General features: G+C 68.0%; 10 protein-coding genes and 1 pseudogene. 5 read left to right on the top strand and 6 right to left on the bottom strand.

Going from position 1 to position 15,627, the window contains the following annotated elements; genetic code table 11:
• Nucleotides 1-18: 18 nt before the first annotated feature.
• Complete coding sequence (locus tag D187_RS02665) at nucleotides 19-456, bottom strand: helix-turn-helix domain-containing protein (RefSeq protein WP_002623027.1); 438 nt, start codon at nucleotides 454-456, stop codon at nucleotides 19-21.
• 76 nt (nucleotides 457-532) lie between these two features.
• On the opposite strand from D187_RS02665, the gene D187_RS02670 reads away from it, so the two are divergent.
• The 3 genes from D187_RS02670 (at nucleotide 533) to D187_RS02680 (ending at nucleotide 3,699) form a co-directional block, all read left to right on the top strand.
• Complete coding sequence (locus D187_RS02670) at nucleotides 533-1,396, top strand: class I SAM-dependent methyltransferase (protein WP_002623026.1); 864 nt, start codon at nucleotides 533-535, stop codon at nucleotides 1,394-1,396.
• A gap of 364 nt (nucleotides 1,397-1,760) precedes the next feature.
• Nucleotides 1,761-2,783: a glycoside hydrolase family 5 protein gene (locus tag D187_RS02675; protein WP_002623025.1), complete on the top strand. Its 1,023-nt coding sequence runs from the start codon at nucleotides 1,761-1,763 to the stop codon at nucleotides 2,781-2,783.
• 193 nt (nucleotides 2,784-2,976) lie between these two features.
• A complete protein-coding gene (locus tag D187_RS02680) occupies nucleotides 2,977-3,699 on the top strand; it encodes a HugZ family pyridoxamine 5'-phosphate oxidase (protein WP_002623024.1) in 723 nt (240 codons plus the stop codon).
• Nucleotides 3,700-3,767: 68 nt separating this feature from the next.
• On the opposite strand, the gene D187_RS02685 is transcribed toward D187_RS02680, so the two are convergent.
• From D187_RS02685 to tnpC, 5 genes and pseudogenes are all read right to left on the bottom strand, one after another.
• Nucleotides 3,768-5,018: an FAD-dependent oxidoreductase gene (locus D187_RS02685; RefSeq protein ID WP_020917742.1), complete on the bottom strand. Its 1,251-nt coding sequence runs from the start codon at nucleotides 5,016-5,018 to the stop codon at nucleotides 3,768-3,770.
• A gap of 162 nt (nucleotides 5,019-5,180) precedes the next feature.
• Nucleotides 5,181-5,942 (bottom strand): 2OG-Fe(II) oxygenase, encoded by a 762-nt coding sequence (locus tag D187_RS02690; protein WP_002623022.1) that lies wholly within the window; start codon nucleotides 5,940-5,942, stop codon nucleotides 5,181-5,183.
• A 33-nt stretch (nucleotides 5,943-5,975) separates the two neighbouring features.
• On the bottom strand, nucleotides 5,976-8,333 hold the full coding sequence (gene eutB, locus D187_RS02695; RefSeq protein WP_245591584.1) for an ethanolamine ammonia-lyase subunit EutB: 2,358 nt from the start codon (nucleotides 8,331-8,333) through the stop codon (nucleotides 5,976-5,978).
• 221 nt (nucleotides 8,334-8,554) lie between these two features.
• On the bottom strand, nucleotides 8,555-9,337 hold the full coding sequence (locus D187_RS02700) for an alpha/beta fold hydrolase (RefSeq protein WP_002623019.1): 783 nt from the start codon (nucleotides 9,335-9,337) through the stop codon (nucleotides 8,555-8,557).
• A gap of 265 nt (nucleotides 9,338-9,602) precedes the next feature.
• Nucleotides 9,603-10,918: pseudogene (gene tnpC / locus D187_RS02705) on the bottom strand (IS66 family transposase); the annotation flags it as partial.
• Between the two features lie 872 nt (nucleotides 10,919-11,790).
• On the opposite strand from tnpC, the gene D187_RS02715 reads away from it, so the two are divergent.
• Together D187_RS02715 and D187_RS02720 are read left to right on the top strand one after the other, a co-directional pair.
• Nucleotides 11,791-12,054 carry a sensor histidine kinase gene (locus D187_RS02715; protein WP_002623017.1) on the top strand — a complete coding sequence of 88 codons (264 nt, stop codon included), beginning with the start codon at nucleotides 11,791-11,793 and terminating at the stop codon, nucleotides 12,052-12,054.
• 292 nt (nucleotides 12,055-12,346) lie between these two features.
• Nucleotides 12,347-15,604 (top strand): RCC1 domain-containing protein, encoded by a 3,258-nt coding sequence (locus tag D187_RS02720; protein ID WP_002623016.1) that lies wholly within the window; start codon nucleotides 12,347-12,349, stop codon nucleotides 15,602-15,604.
• Nucleotides 15,605-15,627 lie beyond the last annotated feature (23 nt).

Here is a 15,627-nt window from a genome sequence, read left to right on the forward strand (position 1 = left end):
GAGCCTGCCCCTGGCGTTCTAGTGACGCGGTGGCCGCGGCGCCCGTTTGCTCCGCGCTCCCATCGCTCCAGACGCGGCGGCCCGCAGGATGCGGCGGAAGGTGGGGCATTCCACGTGGCTCGGCGCGGGGCAGGCAGCGGCGTGCCGTAGGCCGTCGCGCATGGCGCTGAGTTCTCGGATCGTCCTGTCGAGTTCCTCCGCCTTGGCCGCGAGCATCTGTCGGTCGATGCGCGGCCGCCCGTCCGGAGCGAACATCAGCGCGATCTCATCGAGAGAGAAGCCGGCGGCGCGCCCCAGTGCGATCAGCGCCAGCCGTTCCAGCACACCGGGCTCGAACAGACGGCGCAGGCCCCGCCTGCCGATAGAGGCGATCAGCCCCTTTTCCTCATAGAACCGCAGCGTCGAGGCGGGAACGCCGGACCGCCGCGCCACCTCGGTGATGTCCAGGTCTCTCACGCTCTTGACCTCAAGTCGACTTGAACTGGCACAGTACTGCTATTCGATTCTCGAAGGCACTCGAAAGGAGCTGATCATGAATGTCGCGCACCAGGGCGATGACGGGCAGACGACGCTTTGGAATGGCCCCGCCGGACGCGCCTGGGTCGAGACGCAGGAGTTGCTCGACCAGATGTTCAAGCCGCTAGAAGACCTGCTCGTCGAAGCGGCCCTGGCCGGCGCCGGGCACCAGGTGCTCGACGTCGGCTGCGGTACGGGCGGCACGACGCTCGCCGTCGCGCGGCTGCTCGGCGCGAAGGGCCGCTGCACCGGCATCGACATTTCGGAGCCGATGATCACCGCCGCCCGGGCCCGCGCCGAACGGGAAAGCACGCCAGCGAGCTTCATCCGCGCCAACGCGCAAAACCACGCCTTCGAGCCCGCCAGCTTCGACATGATCATTTCGCGCTTCGGCGTCATGTTCTTCGACGACTTCGTCCGGGCCTTCGCGAACCTGAGGCAGGCCGCGAAGGATGGCGCCGAATTGCGGTTCGTCGCCTGGCGGAGTCCCTCGGAAAATCCGTTCATGACGACGGCCGAGCGCGCCGCGGCACCGCTGCTGCCGAACATCCCCGCCCGCCAGCCAGACGCGCCGGGGCAGTTCGCCTTCGCGGACCAGCGCCGGGTCCACCGCATTCTGGAGGAAAGTGGCTGGGCCGAGCTCGACATCCGGCCGATCGATGTGACCTGCACCCTGCCCGAGAAGGAGTTGGTCCGTTACCTGACCCGGCTCGGCCCCCTCGGTCTGATTCTTCACGAGGCGGACGATCGGACTCGCACCCAGGTCATCGAAACGGTCCGCGCCGCGTTTGAGCCCTATGTGCACGGAGCGGAAGTCCGCTTCAGTGCTGCCTGCTGGATGGTCGGCGCCCGAGCGCCGTCCGCGTTGCTCGGCAGGTAGGAGCCGTCTCCGAGGCGAACGGTTACCCGACCGTGCGCCCTGAACCATCGACGCCGGTTCCGGGGGTCCCGGCGAGCAGGAGCCGGGCCCTTCGTGCCTTCCGCCACCCGCGAACCACGGCCTCGGCAGCATACTCGCCCTTCCTGAAAACCCTTTCGGAGAAGGCGCGGAAAAATCCGATTCCAGGGAACAGCGCCCCGACAACCAGGCACCGAGCCATCCTCCGTGCACGGGAAGATGGGACAAGCTGCGGGTGTCTGTCTGGAGGATGTCCCTTGCAATAGCGCACACATCACGAGAGGCGTGCATGAAGAGAAATCTGGTTTCGGGCGGTGCGGGTCTGAGCGGATGGCGGAGCCTGTGTATGGCGGTCCTCTACCTCACGCTCCTCGGCGGATGCGGTGGCATGGAGGAGTCGTACCCTCCCGAGGAGCCCTCCATGACCGGGGAGACCGAAGCCACCACGCCGGAGGTGGAGAGTGTGGAGGCGCCGCTGGCCTCGCCCGTGGCCACGAATGGCAAGCTTCAGGTGGTGGGCAATCAGATTCGGAACCAGAATGGCGTGGCCATCCAGCTCAAGGGGATGAGCCTCTTCTGGAGCCAGTGGGGCGGCACGTTCTACAACGCCTCCGTCGTCAACTCGCTCGCGGACAACTGGAAGACCACCGTGGTGCGCGCCGCCATGGGGGTGGAGAGCGGCGGCTACCTCACCAACCCCGCGGCGGAGAAGGCCCGGGTGAAGACCGTCGTCGACGCGGCCATCGCCAAGGGCATCTACGTCATCATCGACTGGCATGATCACAACGCCACGCAGCACACCGCGCAGGCCAAGGCATTCTTCACGGAGATGGCGCAGCTCTACAAGAACACCCCCAACGTCATCTTCGAGATCTTCAACGAGCCAGATGGCGAGTCCTGGAGCGAGGTGCGAGCCTACGCCGTGGAAATCATTGGAGCCATCCGCGGCGCCGGTGCCCCCAACCTCGTGGTGGTGGGCACGCCAACGTGGTCGCAGGACGTGGACGTGGCCGCTGGCAACCCCATCACCCAGTACCCCAACGTGGCCTATTCGCTGCACTTCTACGCGGGTACGCACAAGCAGTTCCTGCGTGACAAGGCGGCCACGGCGCTGAACAAGGGCATCGCCCTGTTCGTGACGGAGTTCGGCACCTGCGACGCGTCCGGCAACGGCAACCTCAACCTCGCCGAGACCCAGCTGTGGATCGACTTCATGAACAGCCGCAAGCTGAGCTGGGCCAACTGGTCGCTCAACGACAAGGCCGAGACCGCCTCCGCGCTCGTCACCGGCTCGAGCACCACTGGGAACTGGCCCAGCTCGGCCCTCACGCAATCCGGCGCCTTCATCAAGCAGAAGCTGTTGCAGTAACCCGAGACGGGCGGGGGCGGGACTCCTCGAACCGGCCACCGCGGCCGACGAAGCGCTTCGCCCCCGCCCGTCCATCCAGCTCCAGCACGCTCGGAGGTGGTGAACGGACCCACTGCCATCTTTCCTATACTCCCGGAAAGCGGAAGGCCTTCTTCGAGGCGATTCGCCGTGGAGTTCCGGTATCCTCTGGGCCATGTCCGATCTCGAAAATCGCGCGCGTCATGCCCGCACGCTTCTCTTGAGCCAGCGCCATGGCGTGCTCGCGACCATGAGCCTCGAGCTGCCTGGCTATCCCTTCGGGTCGATTACCCCCTACACTCTCGACCATGCCGGCGCGCCGCTGATTCTCATCAGCACCCTGGCCCAGCACACGAAGAACATCCAGGCGGACGCGAAGGTCTCCTTGACGATTCACGATGCGACGAATCCAGACCCGCAGGCCGCCCAGCGCCTGACCTGGGTCGCGGATGCCAAGCCCGTACCGCTCGACGAAACCACCGCTCACGCCCGGTACCGTGCTTATTTCCCCCGATCGGCGGACTACCTCGACACCCACGACTTCGAGCTGTACCGACTCGTTCTGGTACGCGCCCGCTTCATTGGCGGGTTCGGGCGGATCTACTGGCTGGAGCGCGATGAATTGCTCGTCGCCAATCCCTTCGCCCAGAGCGAAGCCGACATCGTCGGGCACATGAACGAGGACCACGCCCACAACCTCAAGGCCTACTGTCAGGCCTTCAAGGGGGTCTCGGCGGAAAAGGTCGCCATGCAAGGCATTGATGCCGATGGCTTCGATGTGCTGGCGGATGAGCACCCCCTGCGCTTTACCTTCGACCAACCGATCGCGACACCGGATGAAGCGCGTGCCGCCATGGTGCGCCTGGCGAAAGCAGCCCGACAGTCCCTGAAGGGCTGACCCGGGACATCGCGAAGGGGTGTCCCGCGAAAGGGGAGAATCGAGGGGGGAGCCCGTGCCCCCCGCCGTTACACCACTCGAGGCAGTGCGAGCGGGATGAGCGCGGAGGGCGGGTCCACCATGTGGAGGACGCGCATCGTGCGCTGATGCGCGTCTGGATCGAAGGTGGCCCGGAACATGACCCTGTCTCCCAGGAGGCTGTTGAGCCTCATGGTCAGACGCTCCATGGCGCTCACGTTCTCCAGGGTGCACCCGGGCACGCGCAGGTCCTCGCCGGCCGCCGTGAGCCAGGGGCCCATGACGAGCTCGTCGAACCGCTTCTGCGAGGTCTTGCCCTCCTGGGCCATCTGCCGCCCAAGCTCGAGCGCCGACAGCAGGCTCACCGTCATTCCCTGCCCGTAGACGGGATTCAAGGCACACAGCGCATCACCCATCGTCACCAGGTTGTCGGCCTGGAACGCGGGCCGCAACACACGCGTGCCCGCCATCCTTCGGAAGCAGCGGATGGGGCCCACGAACTCGGCCTGGGACAGCACCTGGGCCACACAGGGATCTCGCAGGGAGCGCGCGTACTCCAGGAAGCCCTCCCTGTCTCCTGGAGGCATCTCGTGGCCGGCGCCAACCATCATCGCCAGGTGGAACCCATCCTCGATGGGATTGATGCCACCTCCGCGCAGGTGATGGGGCGCACACACCTGCACGTAGGCCTGCCGGAATGGCAGACGCTCCGCGTGGGGGATGCGCACCACGCACGTGGCATAGCTCGCCCGCGCATCCACCTTCTCGAGCACCGCCCGCGAGCGGAAGGGACCGTTGCGCCCCGAGGCATCCACGAAGAGCGAGGCCTCCACCTCTCGCCCATCACTCGCCTTCACCGCCAGGATGCGGCGCCGCGAGGAGTCCCACCGGAACGTCCCGGCCTCGAAACGCTCGATGAGCTCGATTCTCGGATTGCCCGCCAGGCGGGCGCGGACCGTCTTCTCCAGGAGCCTGCGGCTGCACAGACGCGAGGTGATGTCCGAAGGGGGGCGCGGGAAGGCCCCGAAGCGTCCCACCCAGTAGCAGTTCGCACCCCAGTCGACCTCCACGGCCCCGGCCCGGATGAGCGCCTCGCCAATGCCCGGGAAGAGCTCATTGAACGCCAACCAACCGCGCCGCATCAGCACGTGGAGGTGATCCACCTGCGGCACGCCCTCGCGCTCGTGTGCCACGTCCTGGCCATCCCTATCCACGAGCAGGACGCGCTCGAAGTGCTGGGACAGGACGTGCGCCGCCGACAAACCCGCGATACCACCGCCAATCACTACCGCTCTCGACATGACAAAGGCTCCTTGGGCTCGTTCGTCTGTATCCAGACCCCGCGCCAGCGTCATCACCCGGGAGGGGGAGAGCGCACTCCCCTCCCAGGGTTCCTCCATGTGCCAGATTCCCTCCATGTCCACGGCGCTCCCTGGGGAGTGCCTTGACCAGTCTACCCCCCGTTACGAGGAGCGCGCTGGCGCCCAGATGGCGCCGTGGGCATCCGGCGCGTCCGAGGACGCTTGCGCCGTATAGAAGTAGGCCGCGACCGCGGCTCGACCACGTCCCTCCGGACACGCCAGCGGGGATGGGTGGCCATGCCAGTGGTCATCGCCATGGGCCATCACCACCAGCCGATCGAGGAGCGGAGCGATTCGGGTCTCGCACCTGGAGAGCTCGGCATTCCACAGCTCGAGGTCGCCACCCCAGGCGGGTTCCCAATCGGGGTTGAGGTAGTAGAGGACGGTGAGCCGCCGCGAGAGCCCACGGTAGCGATCACGGTTGAAGTCCGCGTGAAGTGCCAGATGACCCCCACGAAGCGTGAGGTGCAGCCCGGCACCCCGGAAATGAGGATCCGCGATGAGCCCCTGAACTCCGGTGAGTGACTCCAGGAAGTCGAGGAACGACATGCTCGAGAACTCCGAGAGCAGGTGTCGCAGCGCTCCGTGCACACCTTCGAACGCCTTGCGCTGAAGCTGTCCCAGGCGCGCCGCCTGTTCCTGGTAATCGCGCCGCATCCAGTTGGCCTCGGATGCGCCCGGGAAGACCCCTGCCAGTCCGGACGCGAGTCGCGCGCCCAGGAAGCCATCGATGACGACGTGAGGATAGGGCCGTGCGGCGCCGTAGGTGTCACGATGGGCCAGCGCGAGCGAGCGGAGCGCCGTACGGGAAAGGAAGAAGCTCGGACCCGACAAGGGGCCTTCTTCGAAGGTCGCGACGCTCACTAGAGGCCTCTCTCCGCTTGAAGTTGCTGACCTTCAATGATGCGCGCGCCACGGAGCGAGTTGCTGGAGGATGTTCACCGTGGCCACCGCAGCGGTGGAAGGGGTGAGCGCCGTGTCCGCGATACCGGACACTACGCGGGTGATGTCGTGGTCCACCAGACCCTCTCGCGCCCAGGTGCCCACCGTGGGCGCGGTGATGTAGACGGAGTAGGCATGGTGCCCCGACCCGGGCCGCTCTCCGATGAGGTGCAGGAGGGCCCGGTGCGAACGCTTGTCCGGCAGCGAGCCGAACAGCACCTCGCCAATGTGGTAGCCGGCGCGTACCCGTCCCCGCGTCACCACGATGGGCTGGGGCGCCACCTTGTAGCCCGCGGCCGTCAGCTCCGTGCGCACCCGCTCCAGGTAGGGCGCGAGGTGCCCCTCGTCCGTGAGCGCCCAGGCGTTGAGCCCATCCGAGATGACGAGTTGCACGTCGTACTGGCCCGCCTGCGCGTCCCGTAGCGCCCGCAGCGAGGCCAGTGAGGACTTGGAGAGCTGCTCTCCCGAGGGCGGGTGGAGGATGTAGTCCACGCGATCCTTGGAGCGGGTGGCCACCGCCACCGCACCGGGCAGGGTATCGGTGAAGGTTCCAGGCAACTCGGCGAAGAGGCTCTTCTTCGCGTCCTCGTAGAGGGCGCGGATTTCGTGCTCCAGTGGAGGGTTGAGTTCCCACGCGCTGGCGCCGTGGCCCTCGGCGAGCCACACACCCCGCGCGCGCACCTCCACCATCCGCGCCCGACCCTCCGCGAGGATGTCCTCGTTCGAGCGCACGTCGCCCTTGTGCCTCCGGTACTGGAGGTACACCCAGGTGGGGTCGCCGAAGTGCTCGGTGGGTCTGCCGCCCTCGTCGATGACGCCGAGCCGCTGGAAGAAGGCCCACATCCGGTCATCCACCTTGTAGCCGAACCGCTCGCGCAGGCGGACGTGGTCCTGGAACGCCGTGGTCAGGTAGTTGAGCATCGGGTCGTTCTTGGTGGGCAGCGCCATGAGGTAGGCCGGGTTGGCCGGCATGAGCTGCTCCAGGCACCAGTCGAGGTCATCCAGGTCGACCTCCATGTGCAGGGTGGAGCAGACGTCGAGGCCAATCGTCAGGCCATGCAGCTTGCCCATGACGAGATCCTCGAGGCAGCAGCGCACGAGCTGCTCGCGGGTGCGGAACACCTCGGGGCCGATGAAGCCGGCGACGTCGTTGAGGTGCACCCAGGGCGCGGCGGGTTCACCAGCCCCGCGCCGCGCCCGGGCCACGCACTGCTGGAGCACACGCGCGAAGCCGTACTTGCGCGACTCGTGCACCACCATGTCGAAGCCCTCGCCGTGGCCGTTGGTGCCGTCGGCGCCCTGGCCCGTCTCGAAGTACAGGCCATACCTGCCGGTGCGCTTCGCCGCGTGCGCCAGCATCTTGGCCAGGGTGATGTCGAACGTCTGGTTGGCGCCCTCGGTGCCGCCGAGGCTCTGGAACCACAGAGCCGTGGAGCCGGGCTCCCGCTTCTCCACCTCGGCCTGGATGTCGATGTGGGACAGCACGCAGTGGGGCATCACCTCCGCGAGGCCGAACGTCTCCAGGGTGTCGCGCAGCACGTTCTCCACCGTGCGCACGGACTCCACCTCGCTGGAGACGGGGTTGGTGCCCAGCACCACGTCCCCCACGGCGAAGGCCCAGCCGTTGAAGACCTGCCAGCGAATGTCGTCCGGGTGGTCCGTGGGCGAGTTGGGTTGGAGGCGCGCGCCCAGGTAGCCCCTGGCGCCCACCTTGCTGCCTGGCAGCGGGTTGAAGACCTTGCGGCTGACGGCGATGAGCGCCTCGTTGCTCAGCAGCTTCACCACGCAGGCGATGAGGTCGCTGCTCAGCCCGGTCATGCAGGACTTGATGGCCTCCTCCGGTTGGTCGAGGAGGAAGTCCACGAGGTCGCTCATCTTCCAGCCGTCGAGGGTGGCGGCCCTCGCCGGGTCCACGCCCTGCTCGATGAGCGTGAAGAGACCATCCGCGAAGAGCGGGTGGGCGCGCAGCTCGCCGAGGCGGGTAGCGCGCAGCAGGAGTCGTGCATTGGCGCGCGAGGTGGCATCCGCGGCGGCCAGTCCCGCGGCCTCGTCGCCCTCCTTGTGCTCGTTGGCCGCGCCGATGAGCTGCCGGTAGAGGGGCAAGTCGAAGCCACCTCGGGTGCGCGCGAGGTAGCCGAAAACGCTCTCCCCCGCATCCACCGAGGGGATGTATACGCCCGGCGGGGGCGCGGACGGGTGGTCCTCCTCCTGACTCCCCAGGAGAGCGATTGGCGGGCCGCGTCGTCCCTCGAGCGCCAGAGCGAGGACTCGTGGCGGCGCACGCCGAGGCTCCATCCGATACATCGTCTTCATAGGGCCACCCCTCTGTGGACCAGAACGGGCCGCTGGGGTGCCGGTGCGGAGAGCCGCTCCAGCACGACCTCGCCACTCCCGGCCAGGATGCACACCTCTTCAACAGGGCCCCCACGCGGCCTATTCGCTGGTGCTCAATCACTCGCCTGGCCAACACCTCGGGCGTGCGCGCGGCGAAACCCCAGTGGTGTCAATGGCTACCACCCCGCTCAACCCCTGACTCAGGGGTGAGGCTTGCAGTGGCCGAGGAAGCGGACCAGCTCCGTGTGGAACCACTGGGGCGAGTCCAGCATCAGGAAGTGACTCGCGTGCGGCAGCACGGAGCGGGAGAGCGTGGGCCGCTGGGCCACCAGCGTCTCCGGGCCGGTGGCCGCCACCAGCGCGTGGGTGGGTCCCGTGAAGCGCTCGAAGGCCTCGTTCGGGTCGTGGCTGTAGAGCGACGCCAGGTTACCGGCGATGGCCTCCCGGCGCGAGGTACGTAGCGTCTTCATCACCAGCCCGCGCGTCGTCTCCTTCGCATTGAGGAGCAGCGGCGTGAGCCAGTGCTCGTGGAAGGCGCCATACTTCGCTCCGCTGAAGTTCTCGAGCCAGGCGTCCGCGTCGGCCTTCGGGACGCGGCGGAGATCTCCCGCCGCCTCGACGTAGAGGAGCCCGGCGAGCCGCTCGGGGTAGTACGCGGAGAAGGCGCCGGCCACCGCGGCGCCGAAGCCGTGGCCCACCAGGACGAACTTCTGGGGGAGGAGCGCGTCGGCGACGGCGGCGACATCCTCCACCGCCGCTTCCACGCCAAAGGGGCCATGGGCGCCGCCGCTCTCGCCCAGCCCGCGCAGATCGAAAGAGACGCTGCGGGTCGCCAGGCCGTGCTGCGTCTCCGCCCAGTGCGTCCGGTCGGCGGCGAGGTCATGCACGAAGAGGACGGGGATGCCGCCGTCTCCTTCGGTTGTCGCCATCAATCGTCCCACCGGTCCGGGGACGGTCACCATCGTCGGGTCCTTGTGCTTCATTCGCTCCGCTCCCGGCCCCCGTACGGGCACTGCCCGTCCGCCCCTCCGCGCTGTTCGCAGCGCCAGGGCCTTCCCCCGAGTCTGCGCTACTTCCAGGGACGGCGTGGGGCGGCCGGTTGCTGGCGTCCAGCAAACGTTCAGTGGCGTGGAAAGCCCCCGTCGGGCCCAGACGCTGTCGGAGAACGGCACCGGGAGACGTTCGCCGTGCTGGTGGAGCGCTACCTGACACGGCGCACCAGCTTCTGCGGGGTAACCGTTCACCGGCTCAGACAGGAAGAGAAGCCTGAGTGCTGGTGGCGAATGGGAGGAGGGAAGGCAAAGGCAGCCCGCGGCGATGTGCGTAGAGGAGGTCAGAGAGGTACTCCAACACATTGCGTCGTTGCAGGCCGAGAGTTGTCACGGCCGTCAAAATCCGCTCCACGAAGCGGCTACCTTCGGGCGACTGCGTCCCGAAGCTCGTCTTCCTGTACAGGACGCAAGGGCGGATAAGCCTCTCCGCGAAATTGTTGGTCGGCTCCAGGCCTTCCACGTGGACGAATGTCCACATGGCCTCCTCGAGCCGGAGAATCTGCTTCGCGATGCCGGCCGTCTTCTCCTCGGCACCCACCTCGGCCTCACGGAGCAGACGTCCCACCTTCTGCTCTACCTCTTTCATCCGGCGCTCGAATGCTTCACGTGCCAGCGTCCCATCCCGCACGCGGTGCCACCACTTGAACATCCGGTTGCGCTCGTCCATGAGTTCCTGGCCGATTCGGGCCCCCTCACCACCCCTGTCGATGAAGCCCTGGAAGTCCCTGGTGAGGTGGCTCCAGCACAGCTGTCGCAGGGCGGTGTCGTACCAGTTGTACGCGCTCCAGCGGTCGGTGGTGAGGAAGCCCGCGAAGTCCGTCCCCAGCAGCGCCTTGGCCACTTCACTGCCCCGGCTGGAGGTGATTCGGAATACCGCGACGAGCGCGGTGGCCGCCACCCACAGCCAGGCGCGGTGGTGGCTCCCCTCTCCCTTGCCCTCGTACCAGCCTGTTTCGTCCAGGTTGGCAGCGTCCTGGTCGCGCACGTACTCCTCCGCCTGTGCGACTGGGGCTGACAAGGCATCGCTCATTTCCTGCTCACGGTCGCGGATGGCGCCCAGCGACAGCTTCACTCCCAACAGGTCCGAGAGCGCCTCGCGAACCAGCCGCTTGGAGAGTCTGTACTTGCCCACCAGCAGGCACAGCATCGCCGACAAGCGCTCGCCAAACACAGGGCCGGCGGCTTCGGGCGTGAGCAGGGCCTTGTTCAGCGTGCCGCAATGCGCGCACTCCAGCGCAGGGCACCGCAACTCGCAGTGAGCGGTGGTATCTCCACCAACTGGTGCCGGAACACTTGCTGCTGCCCGCCCTCCAGCTTCTCGTCGCACCTGGCGCACCGCTCCGGGGCGGGCACGTCGATGAATCGGTTGACTTGCTCCGGCGGCAGCAGCTCCCGCTTGTGGTACTCGTGGCCGGGTTGGCCACCTGGACGGCGCCCCGTGGGCTTTCTGGGCGTCCGTCTTACTCCAGCAGGGTCCGACGACGGAGGCTTGGAGGAGTTGGTGGAATTCCGCTTCCACGATGCGGGCGTCCCGCGCGGCCACCTGCGCTTCCAGCTCCGCGATACGAATGCGGGCGTTTGTGGGGACCACTTCCATCATGGTACTGATACACTACGCCTCACGTCATGACGTCCAGCCCCACTTCTGCGGTCGTACCCATCCTATCCACGCCTCAACCCATCCCACCGCATCCTTCTCCTTGGTCGGCATCAACAACGTCGCGCCCCCGACACAGGCCCGCCATCCTTCGAACTGCGCATACCCGTCCGGATGCATCAACCCGGTGAACGGTTACTCCAAGATTTGTCGGGAGAGCGGCTCCGCTGGAAGATTCTACCCCAAATGGGTCAGGGATTGGTGAACGCTCAGGGCTCGGGGGACTCTCTCGGCCATGCAATCCCTTGCGGAACTCATCGAGCGGAATCGAGAGTCGCTGCTCCTGCGCTACCGCGAGGAGGCCAGCCAGCTCCCGTCCGCCAGGGAGGTGCGCCCCGAGGATGTCCTCGACAACCTCCCCGAGTATCTCGCGACCCTGAGCGCTCCCTGCCGAGGCGCGGGGACCCTGGCTACACCCGCCGGTGTCTGGAAGAAGCTCACCTCCGACAGTCCGTCTTCGGAGAGCGCTCACCCGAGCACATCCCGCCCGGTCTCAGGGCACCGCAGCTGCGTGAGGCGCACTTCCGCCTGGCGATCGAGACCACTGGACTGGGGACGTGGGACTACGACCCCATCACCGGAATGGTGCACGCGGACGAGCGCTGCCTGCACCTGCTCGGCCTGCCTCCGGATGCCACCTTGGACTACGCCGTCCACCTCTCCGCGCGGCACCCGGAAGACCGTGAGCGAGTGCATCACGTGGTGCAGCACTCCGTGAGTCCGGCCGGTGGCGGTGGACCTCCACGAGGAGGAGCAGGAGATCGTCCTCGTGGTGACGAACCAGGGCACGCCCATCCCCGAGTCGCTGCTGCCCCATGTCTTCGATCCCTTCCGCCGCGCCGCGGACAGCTCGCGCCAGGGGTTGGGCTTGGGGCTCTACATCGCGCAGCAGATCGTCCTGGCCCACGGCGGCTCCATCACCGCGAGCTCCAGCCCGGACGCGGGCACGACCTCCTCCGTGCGGCTGCCCCGCGGCTCCGTCCCGTCCTGAAGCCCGGGCCTGATGTCACGGGTGCTTGCCGTGCCCGCCTGGGCCAAGGCGCCCCCACCCCTGTGGCCAGGAGCCGTAAAGAATCCATGATATTCCTGTCATTCATGGCTCTAATGGACTATCATCCGCGCTTTCTCGGGGCTTGAGCGGCAAGCAAGGAAAACTGAAGGGCTTGCATGAAGAGGTCTGTCCTCCGGGGCGCTTCGGCCCTGGGTGTCAGCTCAATCGCCAGGGGGAGGGGAATATCCAAATGAGAGACACTCGAGTTCGCGCAATCAGCCCGGGAGCCTGGATGGGTCTGCTGGGTTTATGTCTGATGATGGGGTGCATCCCTCCAGAGGAGTGGGGCACGGAGGACGCGGGGCCTTCGAGGATTGAAGCCGCGTTGACTCCGCCGCCGCTCGGGCACGAGCAGGTCGCGGCCGGCGCCGCCCATTCGCTGATGTTGCGCTCCGACGGCACGGTGTGGGCCTGGGGCGACAACACCTATGGCCAGTTGGGCGATGGCACGGGCATCACCCAGCGCCTCCCCGTGCGGGTGCAGTCCCTCGACAGCGTGGTGGCCCTGGCGGTCGGCTACCAGCACTCGTTGGCCCTGCGCTCCGACGGCACGGTGTGGGCATGGGGCGACAACTTCTTCGGCCAGTTGGGGGATGGCTCGGATGCCCAGAGCCAGGTACCCATCCAGGTGTGGAGCTTGAACGGCGTGGTGGCCATCGCCGCTGGTGACCATCACTCGCTGGCCCTGCTCTCCGATGGCTCCGTGTGGGCCTGGGGCTACAACGCCCATGGCCAGCTGGGCGATGACACCACCGTGGCGAGCCCGCTGCCCGTGCAGGTCCAGGGCCTCTCCGGTGTCGTGGCCCTCTCCGCCGGCAGCACCCACTCCCTGGCCGTGCTCTCCGACGGGAAGGTCAAGGCCTGGGGCGACAACTACTACGGCCAACTGGGCGACGGCTCCAGCACCGAGCGTTGGACGCCCGTGCTCGTGTCGAGCCTCACCGGGGTGAAGTCCGTCGTCGCTGGCACCTTCCACTCGCTGGCCCTGTGCTCCGACGGCACGGTGCGTGCCTGGGGAGAGAATGGCTCCGGCCAGCTGGGAATCAGCTCCACCACCCGGCGTCCGGTGCCCGTCGTGGTGCCCGGGCTCACCAACGTCCAAGCCCTCGCGGCCGGCAGTGCCCACTCGCTGGCCCTGCGCTCCGACGGCACGGTGCGCGCATGGGGCAACAACGACCATGGCCAGGTGGGCAATGGCACCATCAGCCAGCAACTGACACCGGTCCAGGTGCCGGGAGTGGGCCGCATGAAGAGCATCGCGGCGGGAGGAGCCCACTCACTGGCCATGCGCGCTGACGGAATCACGTGGGCATGGGGTGATGACTCCCAGGGCCAGCTCGGCGATGGCCAGTCGAGCCAGCAGCTCAGGCCGGCGCGCGTGCTGGGCCAGCGGATCCGAATGCCCCTGGGGACCGGAAACCGCCACTCCCTGGCGTTGCACGCGGACGGCACGGTGTGGGCCTGGGGCGTCAACACCGCGGGCCAGTTGGGGGATGGGACGGACCTGCCACGCACCTTGCCCGTCCAGGTGCCCGGCCTGGCGGGCGTGCACACCCTGTCCGCGACCACGAGCCACTCACTGGCGGCGCGCGCGGACGGCACAGTGTGGGCCTGGGGTGACAACGCCTTCGGACAACTGGGCGATGGGACCACCACCCAGCGCCTGCTGCCCGTCCAGGTGCCGGGCCTGGCCGGAGTGGATACCGTGTCCTCCATGCACCAGCACTCGCTGGCCGTAAGCAGGGACGGCACGGTGTGGGCCTGGGGCTTCAACGGCTCTGGCCGGCTCGGGGATGGGACGACCCTCTCGCGTCTGACTCCAGTCCAGGTCCCGGGGCTGAGCAGCATGGTGGCCGTCGCGGCGGGGAGCACCCACTCGCTGGCGCTGCGCGCGGATGGAACGGTGTGGGCCTGGGGTGACAACTCCAACGGCGCGCTGGGAGATGGAACGACCCTCCGGCGGCTGTCTCCTGTCCAGGTGCCGGGCCTGAGCGGCGTCGTGGCCCTCGCGGCGGGCAATGGCTACTCGCTGGCCGTGGACGCGCAGGGGAGCGTGTGGGCCTGGGGCTACAACGGCATGGGCCAGCTGGGTGATGGGACGACGACGCCCCGCGTGACGCCGACCCAGGCGCCGGCCCTGAGCGGCGTCGTGGCCCTCGCGGCGGGCGACTCCCACTCGCTGGCGTTGCGCGCGGACGGAGTGGCGTGGGCGTGGGGCGGCAACGACCAGGGGCAGCTCGGCGATGCCACCACCCTCGAGCGCTCGACGCCCGCCGCGGTGCCGGGCCTGGCCCACGTGGTGGCCCTCGCGGCCGGAAACGCCCACTCCCTGGTGCTGCACGCCGATGGCACCTCCTCCTCATGGGGCAACAACGCGTACGGCCAGCTGGGGGATGGGACGTCCACGCTTCACCCGGTGCCCGTCCAGGTGCCGGGCCCGAGCGCGATGAAAGGCGTCGCGGCCGGGGGCTCCCACTCCCTGGCGGTGCGCTCGGACGGAACGGTGTGGGCCTGGGGCAACAACGGCTCCGGTGAGCTCGGGGATGGAACGGGCCTTCAACGCCCGCGGCCCGTCCAGGTGCAGGGCCTAGGTTCCGCGGTGGCTGTCTCGGCGGGAACCAACCACAGCCTGGCGGTGCAGTCGGACGGGACGGTGTGGGCCTGGGGCGGCAACTCCCAGGGCCAGCTCGGCGATGGGACGGGAATCACCCGCTACGTCCCGGTCCGGGTGTCGGGCCTGAACGGCGTCATGGCCGTCTCCGCTGGGAGCGCCCACAGTCTGGCCTTGCGCTCGGATGGGACGGTGTGGGCCTGGGGCTACAACTTCTATGGCCAGCTGGGCGATGCGACGTCCACCCAGCGCCTGGTGCCCATCCAGGTGCCGGGCCTGACCGGCGTGGTGTCCATCGCGGCGGGCACCCACCACTCCCTGGCGGTGCGCTCGGACGGGACGGTGTGGGCTTGGGGCTACAACTTCTATGGCCAGCTGGGCGATGGGACGAAGATCCAACGCTCGCCGCCCGTCCAGGTGCCGGGCCTGGCTGGCATGGTGTCCGTCGCGGCGGGCACCTACCACTCCCTGGCGGTGCACTCGAACGGGACGGTGTGGGCCTGGGGTTACAACAACCACGGCCAGCTGGGCGATGGGACCACCACCCAGCGCCTGCTGCCCGTGCCCATCTCCAGCTCCAGCGGCGTGATCGCCGCCGCCGCGAACTGGCACTCCCTGGTGGTGCGCACGGACGGGACGGTGTGGGGCTGGGGGAGCAACAACGCCAGCCAGCTGGGGGATGGAAGCACCAGCGATCGCAAGATGCCCACCCCGTCGTCCGTCCCGAACGGCGTGAGGTCCATCTCCTCCGGCGCCAACCACTCCCTGGCGTTGCGCTCGGATGGAACGGTGTGGGCCTGGGGCTTCGGCAACTCCGGCCAGCTCGGGGATGGAGTCATGTCCATGCGCCTGGTGCCAGCGGGTGTGTCCGGCTTCTGAGCGGCGGGGAGCGACCAGGACGC

Source organism: Cystobacter fuscus DSM 2262 (genome assembly GCF_000335475.2).
Lineage (GTDB): Bacteria > Myxococcota > Myxococcia > Myxococcales > Myxococcaceae > Cystobacter > Cystobacter fuscus.